The 23,160-nt window shown below is 47.2% G+C and carries 33 protein-coding genes; 8 read left to right on the plus strand and 25 right to left on the minus strand.

All coding sequences use genetic code 11. The features are described from left to right. Window positions 1-70: 70 nt before the first annotated feature. The 3 genes from F0P93_RS05835 to F0P93_RS05845 all read left to right on the plus strand — a co-directional run bounded on the left by F0P93_RS05835 (window position 71) and on the right by F0P93_RS05845 (window position 4,743). A complete protein-coding gene (locus F0P93_RS05835; RefSeq protein ID WP_150875363.1) occupies window positions 71-1,645 on the plus strand; it encodes a sensor histidine kinase in 1,575 nt (524 codons plus the stop codon). 360 nt (window positions 1,646-2,005) lie between these two features. Then, on the plus strand, window positions 2,006-4,243 hold the full coding sequence (locus F0P93_RS05840; RefSeq protein WP_150875365.1) for an ATP-binding protein: 2,238 nt from the start codon (window positions 2,006-2,008) through the stop codon (window positions 4,241-4,243). 260 nt (window positions 4,244-4,503) lie between these two features. Continuing rightward, window positions 4,504-4,743, plus strand: coding sequence for a BPTI/Kunitz domain-containing protein (locus F0P93_RS05845; RefSeq protein WP_150875367.1), 240 nt, complete (start codon window positions 4,504-4,506; stop codon window positions 4,741-4,743). Window positions 4,744-4,784: 41 nt separating this feature from the next. Here F0P93_RS05845 and F0P93_RS05850 read toward each other — a convergent pair whose 3' ends face one another. Then, entirely contained in the window at window positions 4,785-5,135 is a 351-nt protein-coding gene (locus F0P93_RS05850; protein ID WP_150875369.1) for a winged helix-turn-helix transcriptional regulator, read from the minus strand. A gap of 67 nt (window positions 5,136-5,202) precedes the next feature. Here F0P93_RS05850 and F0P93_RS05855 point away from each other — a divergent pair, with 67 nt between their 5' ends. Further along, the gene (locus F0P93_RS05855) at window positions 5,203-6,144 is read left to right on the plus strand and encodes an NmrA/HSCARG family protein (protein ID WP_150875370.1); all 942 of its coding nucleotides are present in this window, start codon (window positions 5,203-5,205) and stop codon (window positions 6,142-6,144) included. A 114-nt stretch (window positions 6,145-6,258) separates the two neighbouring features. On the opposite strand, the gene F0P93_RS05860 is transcribed toward F0P93_RS05855, so the two are convergent. The 22 genes from F0P93_RS05860 to F0P93_RS05950 all read right to left on the minus strand — a co-directional run bounded on the left by F0P93_RS05860 (window position 6,259) and on the right by F0P93_RS05950 (window position 17,320). Further along, the gene (locus F0P93_RS05860) at window positions 6,259-6,465 is read right to left on the minus strand and encodes a hypothetical protein (protein WP_150875372.1); all 207 of its coding nucleotides are present in this window, start codon (window positions 6,463-6,465) and stop codon (window positions 6,259-6,261) included. Window positions 6,466-7,108: 643 nt separating this feature from the next. Beyond that, the gene (locus F0P93_RS05865) at window positions 7,109-7,579 is read right to left on the minus strand and encodes a hypothetical protein (protein WP_150875374.1); all 471 of its coding nucleotides are present in this window, start codon (window positions 7,577-7,579) and stop codon (window positions 7,109-7,111) included. A gap of 393 nt (window positions 7,580-7,972) precedes the next feature. Beyond that, window positions 7,973-8,134: a hypothetical protein gene (locus tag F0P93_RS31440; protein ID WP_191908735.1), complete on the minus strand. Its 162-nt coding sequence runs from the start codon at window positions 8,132-8,134 to the stop codon at window positions 7,973-7,975. Then, window positions 8,131-8,343: a hypothetical protein gene (locus F0P93_RS05870; protein WP_150875376.1), complete on the minus strand. Its 213-nt coding sequence runs from the start codon at window positions 8,341-8,343 to the stop codon at window positions 8,131-8,133. Before F0P93_RS05870 ends, F0P93_RS31440 begins: the two co-directional genes overlap by 4 nt. Beyond that, window positions 8,340-8,540, minus strand: a complete 201-nt coding sequence (locus F0P93_RS05875) for a hypothetical protein (protein WP_150875378.1) — start codon at window positions 8,538-8,540, stop codon at window positions 8,340-8,342. Before F0P93_RS05875 ends, F0P93_RS05870 begins: the two co-directional genes overlap by 4 nt. A gap of 1 nt (window position 8,541) precedes the next feature. Then, on the minus strand, window positions 8,542-8,892 hold the full coding sequence (locus F0P93_RS05880) for a RusA family crossover junction endodeoxyribonuclease (RefSeq protein ID WP_150875379.1): 351 nt from the start codon (window positions 8,890-8,892) through the stop codon (window positions 8,542-8,544). Then, window positions 8,889-9,026 carry a hypothetical protein gene (locus F0P93_RS31445; protein WP_191908736.1) on the minus strand — a complete coding sequence of 46 codons (138 nt, stop codon included), beginning with the start codon at window positions 9,024-9,026 and terminating at the stop codon, window positions 8,889-8,891. Before F0P93_RS31445 ends, F0P93_RS05880 begins: the two co-directional genes overlap by 4 nt. A 2-nt stretch (window positions 9,027-9,028) precedes the next feature. Further along, window positions 9,029-10,426 (minus strand): replicative DNA helicase, encoded by a 1,398-nt coding sequence (locus F0P93_RS05885; protein WP_150875381.1) that lies wholly within the window; start codon window positions 10,424-10,426, stop codon window positions 9,029-9,031. After that, window positions 10,423-11,277 carry a hypothetical protein gene (locus F0P93_RS05890; RefSeq protein WP_150875383.1) on the minus strand — a complete coding sequence of 285 codons (855 nt, stop codon included), beginning with the start codon at window positions 11,275-11,277 and terminating at the stop codon, window positions 10,423-10,425. Before F0P93_RS05890 ends, F0P93_RS05885 begins: the two co-directional genes overlap by 4 nt. After that, a complete protein-coding gene (locus F0P93_RS05895; RefSeq protein WP_150875385.1) occupies window positions 11,267-12,049 on the minus strand; it encodes a DNA-methyltransferase in 783 nt (260 codons plus the stop codon). Before F0P93_RS05895 ends, F0P93_RS05890 begins: the two co-directional genes overlap by 11 nt. 41 nt (window positions 12,050-12,090) lie before the next feature. Continuing rightward, entirely contained in the window at window positions 12,091-12,321 is a 231-nt protein-coding gene (locus tag F0P93_RS05900; RefSeq protein ID WP_150875387.1) for a DUF7220 family protein, read from the minus strand. Between the two features lie 3 nt (window positions 12,322-12,324). Beyond that, entirely contained in the window at window positions 12,325-12,900 is a 576-nt protein-coding gene (locus tag F0P93_RS05905) for a hypothetical protein (protein WP_150875389.1), read from the minus strand. 256 nt (window positions 12,901-13,156) lie between these two features. Then, window positions 13,157-14,308 (minus strand): PD-(D/E)XK nuclease-like domain-containing protein, encoded by a 1,152-nt coding sequence (locus tag F0P93_RS05910; RefSeq protein WP_150875391.1) that lies wholly within the window; start codon window positions 14,306-14,308, stop codon window positions 13,157-13,159. Further along, window positions 14,295-14,825, minus strand: a complete 531-nt coding sequence (locus F0P93_RS05915) for an NUMOD4 motif-containing HNH endonuclease (RefSeq protein ID WP_150875393.1) — start codon at window positions 14,823-14,825, stop codon at window positions 14,295-14,297. The genes F0P93_RS05910 and F0P93_RS05915 overlap by 14 nt, the downstream gene beginning before the upstream one ends. Then, the gene (locus F0P93_RS05920) at window positions 14,825-15,328 is read right to left on the minus strand and encodes a hypothetical protein (protein ID WP_150875395.1); all 504 of its coding nucleotides are present in this window, start codon (window positions 15,326-15,328) and stop codon (window positions 14,825-14,827) included. The genes F0P93_RS05915 and F0P93_RS05920 overlap by 1 nt, the downstream gene beginning before the upstream one ends. 29 nt (window positions 15,329-15,357) lie before the next feature. Beyond that, on the minus strand, window positions 15,358-15,678 hold the full coding sequence (locus F0P93_RS05925) for a hypothetical protein (protein ID WP_150875397.1): 321 nt from the start codon (window positions 15,676-15,678) through the stop codon (window positions 15,358-15,360). Continuing rightward, window positions 15,668-15,886: a hypothetical protein gene (locus F0P93_RS05930; protein ID WP_150875399.1), complete on the minus strand. Its 219-nt coding sequence runs from the start codon at window positions 15,884-15,886 to the stop codon at window positions 15,668-15,670. The genes F0P93_RS05925 and F0P93_RS05930 overlap by 11 nt, the downstream gene beginning before the upstream one ends. Further along, a complete protein-coding gene (locus F0P93_RS31450; protein ID WP_191908737.1) occupies window positions 15,883-16,020 on the minus strand; it encodes a hypothetical protein in 138 nt (45 codons plus the stop codon). Before F0P93_RS31450 ends, F0P93_RS05930 begins: the two co-directional genes overlap by 4 nt. Next, window positions 16,017-16,388, minus strand: coding sequence for a hypothetical protein (locus F0P93_RS05935; protein WP_150875401.1), 372 nt, complete (start codon window positions 16,386-16,388; stop codon window positions 16,017-16,019). Before F0P93_RS05935 ends, F0P93_RS31450 begins: the two co-directional genes overlap by 4 nt. Further along, window positions 16,375-16,701, minus strand: coding sequence for a hypothetical protein (locus F0P93_RS05940; RefSeq protein ID WP_150875403.1), 327 nt, complete (start codon window positions 16,699-16,701; stop codon window positions 16,375-16,377). The genes F0P93_RS05935 and F0P93_RS05940 overlap by 14 nt, the downstream gene beginning before the upstream one ends. A gap of 66 nt (window positions 16,702-16,767) precedes the next feature. Next, on the minus strand, window positions 16,768-17,076 hold the full coding sequence (locus tag F0P93_RS05945) for a hypothetical protein (RefSeq protein ID WP_150875405.1): 309 nt from the start codon (window positions 17,074-17,076) through the stop codon (window positions 16,768-16,770). A 4-nt stretch (window positions 17,077-17,080) separates the two neighbouring features. Then, window positions 17,081-17,320, minus strand: a complete 240-nt coding sequence (locus tag F0P93_RS05950) for a hypothetical protein (protein WP_150875408.1) — start codon at window positions 17,318-17,320, stop codon at window positions 17,081-17,083. Window positions 17,321-17,430: 110 nt separating this feature from the next. Between F0P93_RS05950 and F0P93_RS05955 the strand changes: the two genes are divergently transcribed. The 4 genes from F0P93_RS05955 (at window position 17,431) to F0P93_RS05970 (ending at window position 21,392) form a co-directional block, all read left to right on the plus strand. Then, a complete protein-coding gene (locus F0P93_RS05955) occupies window positions 17,431-18,192 on the plus strand; it encodes a LexA family transcriptional regulator (RefSeq protein WP_150875409.1) in 762 nt (253 codons plus the stop codon). Between the two features lie 161 nt (window positions 18,193-18,353). Next, on the plus strand, window positions 18,354-19,403 hold the full coding sequence (locus tag F0P93_RS05960) for a Shedu anti-phage system protein SduA domain-containing protein (RefSeq protein WP_150875411.1): 1,050 nt from the start codon (window positions 18,354-18,356) through the stop codon (window positions 19,401-19,403). Between the two features lie 46 nt (window positions 19,404-19,449). Next, complete coding sequence (locus F0P93_RS05965) at window positions 19,450-20,235, plus strand: protein kinase domain-containing protein (RefSeq protein ID WP_150875413.1); 786 nt, start codon at window positions 19,450-19,452, stop codon at window positions 20,233-20,235. Continuing rightward, complete coding sequence (locus F0P93_RS05970) at window positions 20,232-21,392, plus strand: hypothetical protein (RefSeq protein ID WP_150875416.1); 1,161 nt, start codon at window positions 20,232-20,234, stop codon at window positions 21,390-21,392. Before F0P93_RS05965 ends, F0P93_RS05970 begins: the two co-directional genes overlap by 4 nt. Here F0P93_RS05970 and F0P93_RS05975 read toward each other — a convergent pair. Continuing rightward, a complete protein-coding gene (locus tag F0P93_RS05975) occupies window positions 21,374-22,042 on the minus strand; it encodes a hypothetical protein (protein ID WP_150875419.1) in 669 nt (222 codons plus the stop codon). The genes F0P93_RS05970 and F0P93_RS05975 overlap by 19 nt on opposite strands. Further along, entirely contained in the window at window positions 22,032-22,691 is a 660-nt protein-coding gene (locus F0P93_RS05980) for a PP2C family protein-serine/threonine phosphatase (RefSeq protein WP_150875421.1), read from the minus strand. Before F0P93_RS05980 ends, F0P93_RS05975 begins: the two co-directional genes overlap by 11 nt. Window positions 22,692-23,160 lie beyond the last annotated feature (469 nt).

Genomic DNA, 23,160 nt, shown 5'->3' on the forward strand with positions numbered 1-23,160 from the left:
CGTAGTTTCGTGTTGGCGTAAATCAGCCAGGTTTGTTCATTAAATCCCGATACTTGAAAGAGCCTGAAGAATGCACACACCAGTCACTAGCCCTGATAGCTTGGCCTTCTATTCACTATTGATCAATGCCATGCCTGGCAAGCATCTGGTATTGTTACCCGATGCGCCAAGATTTACGATTGCCGCCGTAACCGACGATTTCCTGGCGGCTTTCGGCCTACATCGGGAAGTCCTGGTGGGTTTTGCCGTTTTCGATGTGTTCTTCCATGACGAACAGAACAAGGGGGTTTCCGAACATTTCCTCCACTCGATGTACAAGGTATTACTGACCAGAAAATCCCATCAGATGGCCGATCAACGGCACAGGTGGCCTAATGTTGGGACTGGTGAACTGGAGTGGCGTACCTGGCGACCGGTCAATAAGCCTATCCTTACCTCCGATAATGAGCTAATTGGTGTCATTCACACGATTGAGGACGTTACTCAATCCGTGCAGTTGGTGGAGCTTACCCATGCCAACCAGTATCTTCAAGCCATCATCAATGAATTTAAGGAGCCCTTGCAAGTTCTTGAACCAATTATTGAGCATGGTCAGATCATCGACTTTCGCTTTAATTTAACCAACCAGGCTTATGCAACCTATGCTAATACTACCCCCGAGCAATTGCAGGGGAAACGGGTGAGTGAGGTATTTCCCGGCTATTTTGAAACCGAGAGTTTCACCAACCCGGTTATTACTTTTACAACAGGCAAGCCGCTCACGTTTGAGATTCATTACAATAAAGACGGACTGGACTTATATAACTTCATGAGTACGGCCAAGTTGAATGATGAGGTTGTCATTCATTTTACTGATTTTACCCGCCTAAGGCTGCTACAACTCCAGCTCGAAAGCAAGATCGACGAATTGAAACGTTCCAATGATAGCTTACAGCAATTTGCCTATGTAGCCTCCCATGATTTACAGGAACCGCTACGGAAGGTTCAACAATTCGGAGATTTGCTGAGGGATCAGCACAAAAATCAGTTGGGAGATGGTATTGATTATCTAGACCGCATGCAGCAAGCGACCCGTCGAATGTCGACCCTCATTCAGGATCTTTTGACCTTCTCACGTGTTTCCAATCAGCGGGATACGATTGAAATGGTGAGCCTCAATGAGATTGTCAATGCTGTACTGATCGATCTTGAACTGGTCATTAAGGAAGCTGGAGCGGTGGTCAACACGGATCCTATGCCAGAAATTTCGGGTGATGCGTTGCAACTCGGGCAATTATTTCAGAACCTACTCAGCAATGCGCTCAAATTTCGTCGTGAGGAGGTAATTCCTCAAATTAGTATCCATTCAAGCATCGTACGGCATTCGGACTTACCCCCTTTGATTAAGCCCATTAAACAGGCTTATCAGTACTACCGCATTGATGTGATGGATAACGGAATCGGTTTTGATGAAAAGTATCTGAATCGCATCTTCCTGCTTTTTCAGCGTTTACATAGCAGGAGTAAATTTACCGGAACCGGCATTGGTTTAGCTATCTGCGCAAAGGTGGCTGTTAATCACGGCGGAGTTATTACCGCTACGAGTAAGCTCGGTAAAGGGGCTACCTTCAGCGTCTACTTGCCAGTACAAAATAATCGAAAGTAATTTGCCCGATCACGACTTTGACTCGTTACTAAGCACCGGACCCGGCACATTGAGTCGCCTGCAAAATAACAGGGCATCATTGTTGGTTCTGGTGGCTACCTACCGTAGAGGGGGCGGGTAAGTCACAAACTCATCTGTTGTACTAAAAAATGGAACACGGTGCGCCGTTGCGATGGATTCGAGAGATGGCAATGTGAGACTGATGAATTTAGCCCAAGAAGGCCACATAGCTGGTTAGTCTATTGTCTCGTGGAAACAGGCATATTTGACATGGTAATCCAACCTACTCCCCCTCAACGACCAAAACTTAACTGGTTCTGGTAAATAGAAAATTAAGCCTAACTTTGGCTTCCATAAAAGATGGCTATCAAAGGCTCTTTTCCGATTACCATGAGCAAACAGCATCTAGCTCAGCCTACAGATTCACCTCTAAGCCACCAGGCGGTAGAGAACTCCCAAGGCCCGGACTGGTCAGACCAAAAATACCGCCGACTCTTCGAAGCGATAAACACCGGCTTTGCCCTTTGCCAAACCATTAAGAATCAAACCGGTAAAATGATCGATTGCCGATTCCTGGAGCTGAACCCGGCATTTGAAAAACTCACCGGTGTCCCTCCTCAAGAGGCCGTTGGCAAAACAGCTCGGGACGTATTCCCCGCTCTTGACCCAGCGTGGTTCGACACCTACCAGCAGCTCATCGATAGCGGACAAACTATTCGCTTTGAGCGGTTCATGCCTGGATTGGACCGCTGGTTTGAAATGACGGCCTTTTTTTATGGCAATGACCAGTTTGTGGTCCATTATGACGACATCACCGCCCGTCGACAGGCCCAAGAATCCCAGCAACAAAGCAAAGTCAGCCTACAGTTGGCCCTGGATATTGCCCAACTGGGCACCTGGAGTTGGAACCTGCTGACCAATGAGGGGTATCTGGATGCACGGGGAGCGGAGCTAATCGGTCTGGCTCCGGGACATCTAGCCAACGTAGCCCAGGCACAGATGTCCAGCATTCATCCCGACGATTTGGCCCACACGGAAGCCGAGGTGATGGCGGGTATCGCCCGGGGCCTACCCTTCGGCCTGAGCTATCGGGTCATCCATCCGGACCAAAGCGTCCGCCATATTCGCTCCCGTTTCCATGTGGTAACCGACCCGAAGGGAAGCCCCGTGGAACTGATGGGGACAAATCTGGATATGACAGCTGAATATGAGCTGACGACAGCGCTACGCCAAAACCAGGAGAAACAGGCATTTTTACTCGCCCTGAGTGATGCGCTGCAGGCCTTAGCGGATCCGATTGAGATCCAAACGACGTCCGTCCGGTTGCTGGAGCAATACCTTGGCAATACCCAGATTCAGTTTATACCAATGACCGGGCAGGAAGTGATCATTCACGCGGTCCATGGCAGCCATCAACCACTCCGGATGGATACCTTTCGCTCAATGACCTTGGGCGTAAAATCACTTGATTCCGACCGAGGGGGTCAGGTGCAGGTAGTTGCCGATGTGGCCATGGATCCCGTCCATACACTGGCCGAACGAGCGGAACTGCAAGCCGCTCAGATTGGAGCCTATATCACCGTTCCTCTGGTTAAGAAACAGCAATGGGTTGCCACGCTGACGATACTTAGTATCCAGGCTCGCTCCTGGACTTTGTCGGAGGTTGAATTGATCCAGGAAACGGCGGAACGTACCTGGACGGTCTTGGAACGGTCCCGCACCGAGACCGCCCTGGGCCAAAGTGAGGAGCAGCTTCGGCAGTTGTTGGCAAATTTGGAAAGTCAGGTGCAACAGCGCACGGAGGAGCTGGCGGCGGCTAACCACGAATTGGCGATCAATAACCAGGCCTTAGCCGAAGCCAATGGCTTGTTGGTTCGCTCGAATGCCAACCTACAAACCTTTGCCTTCATTGCCAGCCACGATTTGCAAGAGCCTCTACGCAAGATTCAGCAGTTTGGTGATCTCTTAAAAACGTATTTAACAGACCCCGCTGGTGAGGCACTGATGTATCTGGAGCGGATGCAAATATCGGCCTCTCGGATGTCGACGTTGATTCGGGACCTGCTGAATTACTCCCGAATTTCCACCCTTCGCGACCAAAGTGCTCCCGTCTCTCTCCAAACCATTGTTGCCACCGTGCTCAATACATTAGACTGGACGATTCAGCAAACAGAAGCTCAGATTCAAGTGGGGCCGTTGCCTATGTTACCAGGTGATGCCGCCCAGCTAGGCCAGTTGTTCCAGAACCTGTTGAGTAATGCCCTTAAGTTTGTTAAGCCCGGCGTTGATCCAAGGATTCAGATCCTGTCGAGTTGGGTGTTAGCAAGTGATTTACCAAAGGGGTTTACGCCCCACCGACCGGTCAGCGGCTATTATCGGATTGACGTAGTGGACAACGGGATTGGTTTTGAGGAGAAATATCTGGATCGCATTTTCCAGGTCTTTCAGCGCTTGCATGGCAAAAGCAAGTTTGCCGGCACTGGCATCGGGCTGGCGATTTGTGAGAAGGTGGTGACCAATCATGGGGGGGCTATTACAGCCTCAAGTCAGTCTGGTCAGGGAGCCACGTTTAGCGTTTTCTTACCAGGCTACGAGTAATGAATTAACCGGTGTCTTTTTGTATTTCGGTCGATCGGGCCTTATTAGGATGCACTTTTTTAAGAACTATTCTCAACAAACGATCATATATAAAACTGCTAATACAGCCTAATTAAAGTGTTTTATAAAAGGTCAATAGATAATAATTGAAGATGTATTGAAATTAGACGTTTGTTAGAATTCATTTTTTCTTTTCCATTTACAACCCTGGTTACTTGAAAAGACTCTTAATGGACAAAGACTCTTAGCTTAGTAACTTCATGAAACCAATAACTGCCTTCGTACTAATTGCTATCTCTCTTATTGGTTGTGAGAAGGATAGTATAAAATCACCCCGATGCGAGCTCAAACCGGAAAGTGGACCATGCTTTGCGGCCTTTACCAGATATTATTATGATCCATCAGAAAAGGTATGTAAATCTTTTGTGTGGGGTGGTTGCGGAGGGGTCGTTCCATTTGAAACTCTCGCTGAGTGTGAAGCCTGTTTGCGCCACAATTAAATCCCTCATAAATCGGAGGTTTTAATAGACTGATAACACCCTTACTCTTCCCGAATCCGGTCATGGTGGTTTTTACCCCAGGCAATCATTTCCAAAATCATAGTCTGCAAGGTATCGCAATACGAAGAAGTCGTGTACTCCACGGTGGGGGGCGAAGTGTCATACACCTTCCGCACCACCAGCTTGTTCTGTTCCAGGGCCTTGAGTTCCGTGGATAGGACTTTGGTGGTGATACCCTGCACGCTCCGCTGGATGTCGCGGAAGCGGCTGTTGCCTTGGTGAACAGCTACCAGGATGGGGAGCTTCCACTTCCCGTTGACTACGTACAGGGTATCCTGAAGGTGGCGTATTTGCTGCGCAACGGTGGCTTTGTCCGGTTGTATATCTGGCATCCTTTAGGTAACTGGCATCTTTTGTAAACCAGTACGGTGTAAATTTACGGAAATTTAACCGACGAACATGAATCAGATTCAGAAATCAGTCATTCTGGTAGCGGGTGCCGCTGGCCTCCAGGGTGGGGCCGTCGTTACGGCCTTAATAGCGAAAGGTAATTTCGCCATCAGAGCGATAGTGCGCGATAAGAACAGTAAAGCCTCCCAAGCCTTAGCGGCCAAACAGGTCGAGGTGGTCGAGGCTACGTTCGACGACTTGGCAGGGTTGACCAAGGCGGCACAAGGGGCGACCGGGGTCTTCTCCGTACAAATGGGTAGCCACCCCGGTAATAAGGGGGAAGAAACGCGGCATGCTAACAATTTGGTTTTGGCCGCCAAGGCTGCTGGCGTGCAGCAGTTTGTGCATACCTCGGTGGCGCGGGCCGGGGAGCAAGAACACTTTGTAGACTGGGACAAAGGCCGCTGGGAGCCATTATATTGGCAAGAAAAAACCGCTGCTATCGAGGCCGTTAAAGCCGCGGGCTTCCCGTACTGGACCATTCTGAAGCCTCCGTATTTAATGGAGAATCTGCTCCCCCCCCGGGATGCCGTCATGTTCCCTATGATGGCCCAAGGCAAGCTGAACACGCCCATCGCATCCGACACCAAAGTTGATTGGTTAACGGGGCAGGATATTGGCCGCTTTGCTACCGAAGCCTTTACCCACCCGGCGAAATTCAACCACAAAGAACTGTCACTGGTGGGGGATAAACTCACGATGGCCGAGGTGGCCGAAGCGCTGTCCGCCGTGATCGGCAAACGTTTTGAAGCCACCAGTCTCACCGAGGAGGAAGCAGTCTCAAGCGGCTTGTTTAACTGGGGAATCGAACCCTACATCTGGCAGAACGTGGAAGGTTATAGAATTGACCCACAAGAGGCTGCTGGCTACGGCATCCAACCCGAATCGCTGCAAGCCTTTCTGGAAAGTCATAAATCATACCTGAAAGCCTTATATGCGGGCTTAGCCTAACCTAAATCAACGATGTATGAGCGTTTATTCATTCCATATGCAACGGATTGAATTGGAGGTTTAATTAATTGATTTAGTGTCATCTACGATCAGGCGACAGAATGGCCCCGCAGATCAATAGGAATTATTTAATAAAACCACATTTCCGTTTTTGTGGAATTCGAAATTTATGAGCCTGTCACCGCCCGCAGTTCGTTTTTCATCAAGTTCACGCTTCAGGATTTCCAGCAAATCCTCGCGATTAGCAGGATGCCAGTTATTGAGCCAGTCAACCATTTCCTGTTCATAGCTCAGTCTGTCCCTTAGTAATTCGACTTTCACTTTTCGGAGGTTTGTTAGACTTAAAATCTTGGCACTTCTTTTGCCCTACTGTACTTTGAATACGACCTTCATTCGGTTGGTCTCTATTTTCAAAAGATGTACCATCTCAGCATTATTCTCAATGTCCTCTTGATTGCTATTATTCTTATTTTTTGTCGTGGATTACCCGGCCTTCAACGCAATAAGTATTATTGGCTTCTAGGTATGGTTATACTGAACCTGTTTGTCACTATTTTGGCATTTCAGCTTATGAATTGATAAACTTTGACAAAGTTTTATCGAGTACCTGACAATTGTGTCACGCCCCCTTCTTTTTTTCGGAGGTTTGTTGAACTACACATCCATTTTGTACCATCGACTTTTTTTATCACATCGTTAAACTGGCACCTTAATTGATCGTCAAATAGCCCAGGAACCATTTTCTAGTTAAAAGCCGTGCTGACGAAGAATTACAAAATCACTTACTTGAAAGGGGAGGAAATCCGGGACATGCATCTGGCCGCTCTCAATCGACACGATGCCAAACGACGGTTTATCGCTTTAAATGTAGGAACACTGGTTAAGGTCACTAAAGCTGTTCAGATTCCAACTCAGAACAACGGCAATACATAATTTACGCAGTATTTTAATACAAGCGGTACTCCTATCGACTCATGGACTTTCGCACGGAAGGCATCAACAGCAAATTCAACTGGACCAACCCCATCAGCCCATCGATCAATTGATAGTAAATGCGGTAGCCCAACAGGCAAAATAAAATACCGGTCCACATAAGCAATAAGATACTTAACCCCACTGAAGCCGCCCAGGCCCAGGGGTAATCTTTGACCACTGCTTCGGCTGATGGCAAGGGCAATTTTGTCCAGAGCGCATAAGCCAGAAACATTGGCGCTATGCCGAACATCAGCAGAATAAACACTCCTGGCAGGAAAAAATTGGCAGTTGGCAAACTTCTTAAAATCTCCGTAGGGATCCCCAGGGAGCCGCCTGTAGGGTCCGCGATTAAACGCCATCCGCCCTGAATCCCTCCAATCCCTAAAATTAACTGGGTCACCAGAAGGATATAAAAATGGGTCGTTCGAGTTGCCTTGGATGAGGGGATAGACTGGTTCATAAAACTTGAAAAATTTTATTGCTGCGCACTTGTTATATGATAAAGGATCATATATAAAACTGCTAATACAGCCTAATTAAAGTGTTTTATGAAAAATCAACAGATAAGAATTGAAGATGTTTTGAAATTAGACAGTAAGTTATTTATACCTAGGGTTTCTTTCGATTCCAATATTCCGGCAACGTCTTAAGCAGGTCGCACATCATAGCCGGCGATTTGCCCCCGGAAAAACTAACTATTATTAGCCTGCGGTCGAAGCCCATAAAACGTGGAGTTAAGAAATGTGATTTATTTTAACTTCCTGAATCTCAATTCAGATCAAAAACCCGGTCAACCAATCAAGGTACCGAAAACGCCAGTTGATTGCCCGGCATTGTTGGACTACTCCTCGTATTAAAACACCAACTCATTCGTCGACACCTGGCTTCCACTCAGAACCGCCATCAGCCGAGTCGACGAACACCCGGTGCTTGCACAGCCGCCCCCCACCGACGGGTACCGCTTCCCGGTAGTGGTTTCGATCACGGGGCGAGCCTTGATGCCTCCGCCCTTCACGGCACCGCTTCCGGTTTTTTCGGCGCGATGTCGAAGCAGTACCGGGGCCGGGGAATAGTCTGGTAAAAGCCGCCGTATCCGTCCGGGGCATCGCAGTCGATTCCGGCCGGACAATGCAGCGTCACGATGTTTTGCAGGATTTCGTTCTGGTCGAACGAAACCGACATGATCGTTTTGTCGATGCAGGTGAGTGGGGTGCCCTTGCTCATGATACAAAAAGGTGAGTCTGTTCTCCTTTGGCCTGCAATTCCTTCATGCGCCGAATGGCTTCCTGCTGGCAGGCAATCCGGTGATCAGCTTTCTTCTGGGTCATTTTCGCCATGCGTACCCAGGCCGGAAATACCTCCTGCTTTTTGCGGAGTTCGTATTCCAGTTCTTCGATGACTTCGATGAGTGTTGGTTTCATTTCAATCCAGATCAATGATTTTCAGTACGGATTGGGGCTGTTCACCCCGTTTGATTTTGATGTTTTCGTAATGCGGCCGGAGCAGGATACCGGGCCGGTCGTCAATGATGAGTCCGGCAAACCGGCAGGCATCCAGTAAAATCTTTCCCGATCCGGCCAGATTATCGAAATCGAGCACCCCCGGGCTGTACCGGTAATACTCGATCGTGATCCGGCCCGGGTGCCGGTACCGGGTCGTCATCCGAGCATACTGCTGAAGCATATCCCGCAGCTTTTTGTAATCGCCCTTGTGCATTTTCCGGATCGCATTGAGGCTCGGCAGCGCCTGCGGAATGGTGATGATGGTGATCATCGCAGCTGTCGTTTGAGCAGCCGGTACAGACAGATCACCGGGTAGAGCACCAGGCCGACCCAGAAACCCAGCTTTTGGCCCAGGGACGGGCGGTACGTACGGGCCCAGCTTACGTTTTCGTGGTGTTTGTTCATGGTTAAAAAGGGGATTGAAGGTGCATGGAATACGCGGATTGCTCGAATTCGCCTTTGCTGCTGTAGTAGGCCGACTGCGCCAGCCGGTGGTAAAGGACCACGGCATCGTCGCCGGTGCGGATGGCACTCTCCCGGTTTTTGGCAATCAGCACTTCCGTCAGGTTGGCCGTTGAGAACCCGACTTCCGGGTATTCTTTCAGGCCGTAGTATTCGGGCCGGAACAGAAAGGCGATCATGTCGGCATCCTGTTCCAGTTCGCCCGATTGCCGCAGATCGGCCATGACCGGGCGTTTGTCCCAGCCGGACCGGGATTCGCTGCCCCGGTTGAGCTGCGAGAGCGCCACGATGGGAATGTTGAGGGTTTTGGCCAGATCCTTCAGTCCTCCGCTGATGGCCGAAACCGTATCGGTCGGCTGCACTTTGGGCCGGTGATCCCGGATCTTTTGCAGGTAATCGACGAAAACAATTTTGGCCCCCTGGAGCACCATCCGGATGATCCGCGATTCCATCCGGTCGAGCGTACAGGGCGTATCGTCGATGAAGACGGGGGCGGTATGCACCCGGGCCAGGGCGTTCTCCAGTTGCTCGGGCGTGATGCGTTTCTGTTTGATGTCATCGACACTGAAGCCCCCGTACCGGGTACACATCCGGCGGAGCATGGCTTTGTCGTTGCCTTCCAGCAAAAGCAATCCGGCGGGAATGTTCTGCTGAACGGCAATGCCGTCGAGGTTCTGGCAGACAAACGCACTTTTGCCCATCGAGGGCCGGGCGGCAATGATGTAAAAACAGCCGTTTTCGTACCCCCCGATCACGTCGTCATACGCCCGAATCCCGCTGCGAATGAACGGGGGCTTTTCCGATTCCATTTCCCGCAGAATCTCTTTGGCGCTTTCCGTCAGCGTCCGGATCTTCTTATCCGGCAGGGCCAGCTCCATTTCCTCCAGCCGACGGCGGAACTTACTGCCCGCTTCCCGGCTGTCGACGGACAGATCGAAGGCATCCCGTGCCAGTCCAATTGACGCCTGGTAGAGTTTGCGCCGGTGGTGCAGATCGAACACGCTCACACAGCGCTGCTCGAAATTCAGGTGCAGCCCGGGACCGGCCGTCAGATCGAGCAGAAAGGCGGGCGAGATCCGGGATCTCTGTTCCCGCAGCGCCAGCGTGACGTCCATCAGTCCCGGCAGGACGCTGCGCTCGGCCAGCCGTTCCATGGCCCGCCAAACGTCCTGGTGTTCGGCCTGGTAAAACACCTCCGCCGATTTGAGGTACCGGGCCGCCGTGGGGTAGTACGCGGGTTCGGTCAAAATCGCCCCCAAGATGGAGGCTTCCAGTTGGGCATCCTGAACCGGAACCGCGTTCAGGCTCGTCAGGGCCGGGTTGGGGCGTGGCGTGCTCATCATGAATTCATCAGGGCGTAAAGAGCTTTGGGGGCACCCGTTACCGGCGGACGACCCGATTCCGTCAGGGTGGCCGGGTGAACGAGCTGCCGCCCCCCAACCGGCTCTTTCAGCCACTGCTCGGCTTCGGCATCCTGCCGGTCGACCGCCTGAGCCGCCCACTCCACGACATTGGTAAAATCCGAGGTGGCCAGCGAACCGCCTTTTTTGCGTTTGAACGACGAGACCAGCAGCAGCGCCCGCGTCAGCTTGCTTTTTCCGAAGGCCGCCACCAGGTCCTGCTGTTCGTCTTCGGTCAGGTCAATGTTGGTCGGAATGCTGTAGCCCCTCCCCTGTTTTTCAAAATGGGAAATCGATTCACCCACCGACCCACCCACCGGCTCAGAAACAGGTGGGTTGGTAGGTAAAATATTTTTTACTTCTAAAGGGGGGGTGTGGGGGGGTGAAAAATCCGTAGCACCCCCCGTAGCACCCCCATTAGAACCCTCCTTAGCACCCCCCATAGAACCCCCGGTAGCGCCCCCCATAGCACCCCCATTAGAACCCGGAATTCCGGGTTCTATACACTCGGGAACCGGAATGTAAACGGTAGCCTCCCGGAAGCGGTTTTTACCCGGAAAATACTGCCAGAACCCGGCTTCGTTGAGCCATTTCAGCGAATCCAGGTACGTGTCCTGGGGAATTTTTAACAGAGCATTGACGCGGTTAAAATTGATGTTGATGGAGCGGTTGCCGCCCTCTTTGATCTGCTGGATGATGGCGCAGAACACCGCTGCATACACGTATTTATAGCCGGGTTGATCGGGAGCCTCTTCCCAGAAATGGGTAATGGAAGCGGAATAATCAAATTTCATAACCAGTGGGTGATGGGTCAGACGTAAAAAGCGTGGGGGTACTCGAGGGAAGCGTTTTCCCGTTGATGCGGGCCTGGGCGATGTCGACATTGTGCTGGCTCAGGTCGATGCCCACGAAGGGGTACCCTTCCAGCTGGGCCGCTTTGCCGGTGCTGCCCGATCCCATGAAAGGATCGAGGATGGTCCCGCCCGGCGCGCAGATCTTGACGACCTGCCGCATCAGGTTGGTAGGCTTGCCGGTCAGGTGAAACTTATCGTCCTGCCGGACGATCGCGCGAAAAACACCCGGCAAACACCGGGTTTCGGCCCCGTCGAGCCGGTCGACGGCCATGGGGCCTTTGCTGCCCCAGACCAGGTATTCCGCCTGGGCGCGGAACCGGCCTTTGTCGGGCCGGGCGGCTTCGGTTTTGTCCCAGACGGCAATGCCCCGCCAGACAAATCCGGCGGCTTGCAGGGCATCTGTGCAGAGCGGCAGCATCCGCCAGTCGGAGAAAACCACGATCGGGCAACCGGTTTTCAGGACGCGGAAACAGTCGCTCATCCACAGCGTCGACCAGAACGCCCAGCTGCGGCCGTCGCGGTTGTCCCCCGAAAAATCGGAGTACGTCTTGCTCGTCCCGGTAAGCTGGTATTTTTTGGTGGTGGTTTGCATGCGGTCCCCGCGAAACGTACCGCCACTCGAATAGGGTGGGTCGGTGATGACGGCATCCAGCGATGCTTCGTCGAAGGTCGGCACGATGCGCAGGGCATCCCCGCAGAGTAATCGGTTCATGTTGGGCGATGCAGCCTGCCCCGGTGGTACCGGTGGCAGGGCTACGATTTGGGTGGATTTTTTTTCACAATTCGGCCATTGAAATACCGCCGGATCAGGTACCCTCGCAGCACCGACACGACGGTAAACAGGGCGGTTACCGAGCCCAGCTGCGTGGGTTTGATCGCTACGCCACACACCCAGAAGATCACCGGCGCGCAGACGAGGGAGACGACATAACCCACCAGCGTACTGACCAGGGCCTCGGTAAAACTGCCTTTTTTCGACTGCATGGGTTACGGCTTTTTCGGTTTCGGTCTCCGCTTTTTCGGGCCGGGAAGGTCCGCCGTTCCCGTTCCCGCATCGTCCCGCTCCTCGCCGGTCCCGAGCAGCTTCGGCGGATCCTCCGGCTGACCCGGCAGCAGGGCGGGAAGGTATTCGGTAGCGTCCGGCTCTACGCCGTTTTCCAGGTCCTCCCCTTCAATCGGGCTATCGTCCTGGCTGGTAGCCCCCGGCAGCTCCTCGTCGCTCAGCGGCACGTCGTATTGCAGATCCCGGCCCGTCAGCGGCTCGGTTTTGATGATTTCCCCGCTGTCCGGGTTGATGTATTCCCAGATCCGGTCGGTGAAATTTTTCCGTTTGACGGCCAGAATCGTCCGGGTTTCGAACCGGTCGTGTACCTGGCGGGACAGCAGGTTCAACTGCGACTGGTGGGCATCGATCTTGGCTTTGTACTCCGAGGTGATGGCTTTCTTTTCGTCTTCCAGTTCCACTTTCTGGATGTTCACCGTCGCCAGCTGCTGGCTTTTCTCGGAATGTTCTTCCGGCGTGTAGTAGTGCCGGTAGGTAATGGTTTCGCGTAAATCGGACATGATGACGAGTGAATAAAGGTTGAAAAATTGCCGTCTTTCCGGCTGTCAGCCTTTCCCGACCATGTGCTAATGTTCAAATACCGCACACTCCAGAATCCCAGGTACTTGGACATGGCATCGTTTGCGGCTGCCCGGGGATTCCTTATGGTTGGACTTTACGGGGGGCGGCCACCCTCCCGGCTCGTGGTAAAGCCGCACCGAATATTTTAAAGGGCGTTGGGACAGATCCGTTGGTGATATGGCAGCGGGTATTCGTTCATATCCCGATCGGTTGTGTTTCCCTTAGCACCCACTCCGGCAGGCTCAGCGGAATCAGTCCCCGATCGTCGGGCGACTCGGCAAAGGCATCGAAACCCGGGTACAAACCCGACTCGTGACACGCCTTCACGGTCTGCAACGCCTGGTGGTACTGGTATTTGCCGTTGGCCAGGTGCTCGGCATCCCACCAAAACACGGCGGGCAGGTAGGGCGGGACGGTTTGCAGCATCACCGTCACCACGCCGGTAAACTTTCGACCGGTCACCTGCGATGCCACTTCCAGGTACATGCCTTCCGCCAGGTGGTATTTGTATTTGGCGGCATCGTAGGCAAACTTGCCGATGCTGTCGGCCGAGGTGGTCTTGAAGCTGATGATCAGGTTGGCCCCCGCGTTTTCTTCCAGTACGATGCCGTCCGGGCGGATTTTCACCGGCAACCCGGTGGCGGGGTCGTGGCCGTAAAACGAGCATTCCGGGATCGATCCGGCCAACAGGTCGGGCAGCAGCCCCCCGCCGTAGGCGTAGTAGTGGCGCTTGATGAGCTTGATGACTTCCGCCGTGTGGTGATCGACGATCGCAAATCCCGAACGTTCCCGGTACAGCTGTAGCAGCTGCCGTTTGCCGTCGATCTTCGCCAGGCTCAGTTTCCGGTTGGTCACCAGCCGACGGCAGTAGTTGACCAGCGAGCGGCCATCCCCTACCCGTTCGTTTTCGAGCTTCTTCTCCCAGAACCGCAGCAACTTGTCGACGCCTTCCGTGGTAGAACCCAAGGCTTTGGGTTCCACCACCACTTTGCGGAACCGGTCAGGTTCCAGAAACGCCAGGTGACAGAATGTCCCCAGGTCGAAGGCTTTCGACTGCCGTTTGGCGGCAGGCTCGTTCATGGCGCAGTAGAAATGCAGGGGCGTTTTGTAGACCTCCTTCAGCACCGAGCTGGAGAGGTGTTTCGTGGCCAGGTACCGGCCGAATGAATCGCGGATCACCTCCCCATTAACGGCCAGATCGGGCAGGTTAACCCCGGCGATCTTCCGGCGGGTGCGGAGCGTGCGGACCACCGTGTTGAGATCACAGTAGTCCGCCGGGTCAAACGCCAGGTGGTTGAGTTCATCGCCCAGCTCCGCCCCTTCTAAGTCAATATCATGCAGGTTCATAGTTCCAGGTTTCTCTTAGTTCGATTGATCTGACGTTGCGAGGTGATATGTTAAACCGCTTTGCGATTTCACTTCGGGACATGCTTTTGGTTAGCCGTCGAATTTCAAGAGCCTGGGCTAAATCAAGCTTCGCGCTGGGATTTCTGGAGCCTTTCTGGTTCGCCAAACCGATTCGGTTGGAATGGACCTGGTTTTCGGAAGCGGTTGCCCATTCGAGGTTTTCGAGCCGGTTATCGAGCTTGTTGCCGTTGATGTGATTCACCATCGGCTTGTTAAGTGGATTGAGAATGAAGGTCTCGGCAACCAGGCGATGAATATCACGGAACTTGCGTTTCCCGTTTTTACTCAGGCCCACATACAGATACGTCCGCTTGAAAAACTTACTGATCTCCCCTTTCTGCTGGGTTGGCAATCCACTCCGTCGGTTGATGGTCCGGTCTAATGACCGGACCCTACCCATGGTGCTTACCTGGTAATAGCCTTCATACCCGGCAATATTTTCCCAGATCTCTTCCATCAGGCTCCAACATTAACCCGTAATGGTTTCACCGAGAATACATCCGCCGAAAAGCTATTCGTCCGATTGCGCTTTTTCCCCATATAGGTCAAAAGCATGGGCGTACCCTGTGTGACAAAACCCTGATCGACCGCATCGGCTAGCGTTCCGACCAGCCGCTTACTGCCGTTGCGGATCTGGCGCACCTCCCCATTTACTTTTTCGAGAAAATAGGCGCATTCCAACTGAATCAGTTCATCTGAATCGTCGGCCGGTTTGACGAGCGACGTGGCGAGTTTGACAAAAAAGACCCGCTTTTCTTCTCCCGGACGTTCGGGTGACCAATATTCTGAGGCCAGATCCAGCGGAATCAAAGTCGCGTTATCCAGATCCGGCAGCGGCTGGGTCAGGTCGATGGCCTGCAAAGCGGCCGGGGTGGACCGGCTCAGGGCCGGGTCGAGGGGTTGGGATAGGGACAGTCCTTCCCCGATCGGCGTTTCCGCCGAGGTGGTTGTCTTCGTCATGGTTGTGATTGAAAAGGGGTGAAAAAAGTCTAGTGCATCCGGTGGTTATCCCGGCCGGAATCGATCGTCAGCAGCAGCGCCGAGACCAGCATCAACACGGCGGCCACGGTACCCAGGGCGGTCAGTTCCGCGATTCGTTTGCTGACCACGACACCGAGTGCAAACCGGCACAGCAGATAGGTTACGCCCGCCAGGGCCAACGCGGACGCGATGTGGTCGCGTTTTTTGATGCGGGCCCAGAAGCCCATTTTAACGCGCCGGGGCGGGGTTCGCGGGGTGGCGTGCACCTTGGCCGGTTCGGGCTGATACCGGCTCACCGGGGGCTGGGTACGAAAAGCGTTATTTTTCATGGGACGAAACGGGTTTGGCATGGAGGGGGTGCCGGTGGCAAAAATTGGTCAGCCAGGTCTCGACCGTGGCTTTGAGCTTCGTTCGAAGTTCCCGAACCTCGCTTTCCGGCAGGTTGCGGAAAGGCGGCTGAACGGTGATGTGAATGGCGAACCGGGCCTCGTCGGCCAGGTCGTTGGCGTCGTTGATCAGGGTGGCGTTGTGGCTCATGCGAAAAACAGGTTAAAAAATAGGGTTGCTAGCAGCAGGATCATCGCCCAGAGTTCCCGGGTGCCGTCGGTGTACTGCCCCGTAGCGGGGTCTTCGTCGAAGGGTGGTCCGCCCTTGCGGTCTCGCTTTTTCATGACCGGTGCGCGTAAGATGGGGGCAGTTTCGCCAGCAGCTCCGCAGGGTTCAGGTGCAGGCCCGTATCGAGCAGGTACCGCTCGTAGCTGCACAGACCCCGGTAGGCTTTCCACCAGCGGCCGGCCAGCGCGTAGCAGTCTTCGTAGCGCCAGCATTCGGAGGGCTGGTACAGGTTTTCGGCCACCTGACAGCCATCGGGCCGGATCACCCCGGCCAGCACCATCAGATTGGCGATGGGGGCGAATGAGTGGCCCTGCCGCTGGAGCGTCGCTTCCAGATCGGAGAACCCCCGGTGGTCCGCAGTGGACAGCGCATCGACCACGCACTGCCAGCTGGCGGGCAAGGTGGATTTGTCAGGCTGTGGCATGGTGGGCAGACGGTTTGGATACGACTCCGATCGATTGAATAATGGCCATGGCAATCACACCTTTCTGCGCCGTCGAAAGGCGGCTGATCAGGCAGGGAATGGCTTGCAGGCAAAACGCGGAGGACCCGTTCAGCATCCCGGTAAAGTGCGTTTGTTCGTCCTGATCCGGCTGCGCTTCGCTGCCCTGGTCGATACCGCCAAACACAAACTGTTTGATCCCGTGCTGCGCGCAAAGAGCTTCCAGTGCGTCGGTGAAGGCATTACCCATCGTCTCGCCGGTAGTTGCGGCTTGCTTAACTTCGTTGCTTTCCATAGTTTTATATGATTTTTAATTGAAATGCTGCACAAGCCCGCCCGGTACTGAGCGGGTTTTGTCTTTTTAGCCCGTCGTGTGGCGATTGACATGCTTTCCGTCGAGCCAGGCGTCCAGCTCGTGTTTCCAGGCGAACCACTCCGTTTTGGTAATCCGCTTGATCGGACAGCCCCGTCGCCGGTAGGTCAGCACCTGTTCCTCCTTGCGGTTGAAGTATTTCAGGATTTCGTCCCGGTTCAGGGGCCGGTGCTTTTCCAGCTCTTCCAGCCGTTTCAAGCGGTCGTTCAGGGCCGACAGGTGGTCGATGTTGTCGCCGAACCGTTCAAGCAGGGCCAGCAGCCGGTCGGCCTTCCCTTCGTCAATGGCGATCAGCATAGGGTCAGGCGGTTACGGGTTGGAGGCTGTTGAACCAGGCGGCCCGTTTTTGTTCGGCCTCTTCGATCATGTCCACCCCGAAGCGGAAAAGCAGAATTGTTGCTTCGTCCACATTCTCGCTGGCTAACGTTTTGAGTGCCACCCGCTCTGAAATTCCGGCGCAGGCCGCAGCCCCTTTAATCCCCGCCTTGGTCTTCAGCAACCGTTCACGAATTAAATCCGCGTCTTGCTTGCTCAGTATCATGGTTTTTCGTTCATTTATCCGGTCAGTAGACCGTTCGTTCAAATCGTTAGCCAAAGTTAATCATTTTTGAGTAACATTTTCAAGACATTACTCAAATTAGTTTATCAAAAATGATTAATTTTTTACAACAATCTATATTTCAAGTGGATAGCAGAGAAGTCGTAAAGAAGATTCTTGAAAATAGGGGAATAAGCAACAGACGGCTTGCAGAGCTGACTGGTATTGGAGAGCAAAACATCTCAAATATGCTTAGCGGTTCAAGAGTTATTTCTGATAAGTCTTTATCAAAAATGAGTAAATCCTTATTGGTACCTTTTGAAGTCTTAAAGGAAGGTGCAGATTTGGAAAAATACTTAGCTGATCCAAGTAAAATAACTCAAACAAAAGAGTCTGACAATTCTGAAAAATCAAGTGATGGATTCAGGAATTTATGGGATCCCACTGAGTACTTCCAACGCCTACCGGATAACCGTAAACGTCTGTATGTTCCCTTCTACGAAGTCGAGATCACGGCGGGAAAATTCGAGCTGTTCATGGACATTGAAGAAATTCCGAGCGGTTATGTCTATGCCCCGGAATTTTCGGGCTGTGTGTCCTGCCGGGTGAAAGGTGATAGCATGTACGACCGGATCTACCCAGGGGCAACCGCCTTTATTTATTACATTAAGAATAAGAAGTATATAGACTTCGGGCAGATCTACCTGGTCGTCCTGGATGGGTACCGGGTACTGAAGTACATTTTTCCCCATGCCGATCCTAAAAAGGTGGTGCTGGTGTCCCAGAACAAAACCTACCCGGATTGGGAAGTGGATAAAGAAGATATTTTACACCTGTTTCTGGTGAAGGGTTATTGGAACCAGACGGCTAATTGAAATATACGCGCTTAATAAGTAGTTTTTCAATTATATATCTTTAAAGTAAGGTAAGACTTATAGAAGACAGTTATTCTTTTTATGGAGTTCCATGATGTTTATGATTTACAATAAAAAACAATAAAACCTAAACATAGTTTTTAAAATTAATATACGTGTAAATGACTTACTCAAAAGAAACAATTACAAAGCAATTAGACTCATATCAAAGTGAAATAAATAACACATTATTAGAAATGCCTAAAGAGAAGAGTTCTAGCCTATATGGCATAAGAGCTCCAATCCTTGCTTTAGGTAGTTGCAACATTTTTATTTGTTCAGATGCATATATAATTGGATTTATAAATGGGTTTACTTCCGAAATTAAGTATAATTTTTACGAATATGTAAATAGTAAATCAATTGAAATATGGAATAACAATCAATCTGATTTTTTTACATTCTACGAAATAATCACTAAAGCAACCAAACTTTCCCCAGGAACGAAAATAAATATTAATGAAAATATTAGCAATTGTTTAATTGACATAAATATAGAAGATGAAACTACTGGCGTATTTTACCCATTGTATAGTAAAATATTAATTGTAGGAATAGAGTACTTTAATTCAACATGGAACTCGAAAGAATTAGCAATAAATCACATAAACAAAGCATTTGAAATTCTAAATATAGAATGTAAATATAATGCAAAAAATTTATTAAATACATATTTAATACTCTTAGAAACTGCACATAAAGAAGAAGAGGTCCAATTATTCTTAAATCAACACCCAGAATTCATTTACCTTGAATACGAAACTATGTTAGTAAAACCAAATCTTGGTGGTATCTATAAGCCAGACTATGCTTTTGCTTTAAGACATTTAAATGGCCTGCAATGGATATTTGTGGAAATAGAAAAACCCTCAAAGAAAATTTTTACAATGGGCAATAAAAATTTCCAATTCACATCTGACTTTACCCAGGCTAAAGGTCAATTATTAGAGTGGGATAGATACATAACTAATAACACGTTATATTTAAAAAATAAATTTCAAGACTTATTTAAACCAAAATATCACCTAATTTATGGAAGACAAAGTGAAATAACAGTTGAGAAGAGAGAATATTTAACTGTAGAATTTAACGAATCAAATAATAGAATTTTTTCTACATTCGACGACCTTTACTATAAATTTAATAAAATTGCAGATTTATTAAATAGATAATTTTATTAAATGAATAACATAAATTCAAATTTGAATAACATCACGTATGAATTACTTTGATCTAACTCCAGAGTTTATAAGTAAATATAAAATTTCATCTTATAAGAACGCAAATCATGGAGGTCAAAAGAAAGTGTTTATTGTAAATGTAGGTACAGAAGTATTTGCTTTGAAAGTTGTAGAGAATGCGGATGAACGATTAGATAGAGAATTAGAAATTTACAAAAAGTACAATACTAGTTATGGAATACCAAAGATAAAAGAAATAGATAAATTCGGAAAAAATCTAATAATCTTCGAGGAATATATTGAGGGAAATGATTTATCAGATATTTCTTCAACATTTAATAATAACGAAGAGAAAATAATAAAACTTATCAAAGAAATCGTATTAATTTTAGATCCGATTTGGACTGCCAACTTTGTACATAGAGATTTAAAACCTCAGAACATAAGGATTAAACCAAATGGGGATCCGGTAGTTTTGGACTTTGGGATTGCGAGGGATTTGAACTCTGATTCAATAACAGCAACCGGCGGACAGCCATTGTCATACTTATATGCTACTCCAGAACAATATCAGGGCAAAAAAAATCTAATTTCTTATCGCACTGACTTTTTTAATTTAGGTTTGATAGCATATTATTTATACACAAACAGCCTTCCTTTTGGGAATAACAAAATTGAAATTGATAAGATATATCAAAAACCAATACCCCTTGTAAAATTGGACAGTTCAATAATTGAAAGATTTTGCAATGCTGTTCTAAAGAATAATCCTTCGGAAAGACCGAGAAATGTTGAAATAGTATTAAACTTACTTATCAGATGAAAATAACGCATATACTAGGTCACAATTCCAACTGGAGTATTGAAACTTACCTGGAGCAGCAAGTAGGCGATAATTTTTTAATCTCTGCGTTTAATCATGGTTTAGGTTACAAGGACAAAAAATTATTTAAAAAATTAGATTCAAGTTTTTTGATAGATTTGCAATTTTATGGCAAAAAGGCAAGCGGAAGCATTTTAAAAGGTAAGCTAAGCGAAATACCTTTCCACCCAGCAAACTGTGAATCATCTGAAGTAACAAATATATATTTTGACAATTGCGTAAAAAACGCTATATCTTACCAGATCGAAAATGGTTATAAGAAAATTATTATACCTCATTATTATGAAAATGAGGATGTAAGGAGCATTATATATACTATAAATTCTATAAATAGGTATATTTCAACTTTGCCGAAAAATGGCGAAAAATTTTACATGACTTTACCTTTCGCAAACCACGTTATCATTGATAAAGATAAAGTTGAAGAAATTCTCGTTGCTTGTACTGATATGAAAATTAAATTTGATGGATATTTTATAGTTTCTGAGAACAAGCCGGAAGAGAAACGAAAAGTAACTACTGATATTAAGGTGCTCAGGAACCTATCAAAAGTATTTAAAACCTTGAAGCAACAACAATTTGAAACAATTTATGCTTATTCAAATTGGGACGCAATTATTTTTTTAACACAAACTGATATTGACTATATTACAATTGGAAACTATGAAAATTTAAGAAATTTCAATATTAAAAGATTTACTGAAAATGAATCAGGAGGTGCATCTAAAGGATATTATTTTTCAGAAAAACTATTAAACATGATCCGTGCTGATGACATTGCACCTATTAGAGAAACTGGACACCTTGACCTAATTAAAAATGAAAGGAATATATTCTCAGATATAATACTACATGAAGATTATAAATGGAACATCCATAAACCAGATGTAAACAAAAATTATTTACTTTCTATTTCAAAACTATTAAAAGAAATTGCAAGTATTGAGGATTATGAACAGAGAAAGATCTATGTGTTAGGACTAATTGAAAGAGCAATTCATTTGTATAGATATTTTGAAATAAATGGGGTTTATTTAAACAACGAGAGTAGTAACTATCACCTTAATGTATGGAAAACTTATTTATTTAACTCATAATTATTTAAAAAATATTCTGAAAAAAGCATTTTCATTCTAACATCAAATGGTTTTTTTCTTGTGGGATTATGATAAACTTTTATTATACCATTCGGAGATATAGTTGCTAAACCAATATTATATTTAACAAATAATTCTATATTACAAATCGCCATTTTTGAGAAATGATTGTCCAAAACAACATAAGAATACTCAGCAAACCATCTATATCTATATGCTTGTTTCAAAGCATTCTTCCAATTTTTCAACTTTGCTTCCACAGCAAAGTTGCAGTAAAATGGAAATTCATATTCTTTTTGTTTAATAATAGTACCATCTTCTAATTTTATATAACCTAATTGATTTAATTTATCTACAGAAATTACAATTTCTTTTCTGTTAATTTTAGTTATATTAACAAGATCATCAACTTTAATAAAATCTATTTTATTTAAAACATTAAAAATAGAAATATCTATAATATCCAATCTTGAAGTGGGTAAATAGTTATTAATTACATTTGATTTGTTGTCACAAAAACTTATAACTAAATCAGCTATACCATATCCTAAAGAAACTTCTTGAAATATTTCAAACCTTCCAGTATTAAAACGACTTTTCAAAGTTTGTTTTAATACATGCACTAATTCTTTTTCTGCTTTAAAATACATTTTTAATCAAAATAAATGATGAATCATCAATATTTTTTCCATTTTGAATACTATGTATTCTTCTAGCAATATTACGTAAATTTTTATAATTGATAGCTAGAAAGTATTTCTTTAAATATTTCTCCATCAAATTATAAAAGCCATCTGTGCAAATTAGATAATTCATATCTGGTTCAATATTAGATAAACAAAAATCATCCAAACATAAATCCTGCATTCCTAAAGACCTTGTTAATATATTTTTTTTATTCAAAAGGTTATCATCAACAGTAATTTTTTCAATGAATTGATTATTATATATATAGATTCTAGAATCACCAATATTTAAGTACTTTGCAATCTTATTACTTTCAGATAATAATAATAAGGACAGTGTACTCATTCCTTCAATATTTTCCTCTAAAACTTTATTATGAGCTTCATGTAAAAGTTCATGAAAATTCAACTCATATTCATCAAATTTATTGAGTTCTGATTTGAACGATTCAATAAAATTTCTTATAAATCTATAACTGTTAGACATTGAACTTACTCCATCAAAAACCATAAATAAATGAAAGTTGTTAATCTTAAAAACTTCAATATGGTCTTGATTAAATGATCTATTTTCACCTTTTATAGATTGAACAACGAAATCAATCTTATTCATGGCTCGATTTTTTGTCGTTTACGTATATTAAGATACAAAAAAAATATAACTTTTCAAAGGTTTTTTTTGTTAATTTACCATTTATTTATATATATGGCTCATTTTCAGAATACTCAGTTCAATTGGATACAAATTCACAAACTTTATTAATCCATTACCTTGTTCCTCTATGTTTTGCCAGTTGCGATATTTAGTAAGTAAATTTTGGCCGATAGTTCAAAGTTATAACTTTTGGATAGTTAGTATAAAACTGTATTTGAGAAATATGAGATCTAGCAAATTGATAATTTAGGTTTACCAATTTTCCGACGCTCCTGTTTCTTAACAATGAGCCCTAGGAGTGAATATTATAATGACTTCTATTAATCTAATATCAGCTTATTAGGGTTGAGTTAAAATAATTTATTAGATTGAATAATTATTTTGTCAAAGTCAAATCGAAGTAGTTAAGTATAGCACGCATTTTCCG

The sequence above is a fragment of the Larkinella humicola genome (genome assembly GCF_008727875.1).
Lineage (GTDB): Bacteria > Bacteroidota > Bacteroidia > Cytophagales > Spirosomataceae > Larkinella > Larkinella humicola.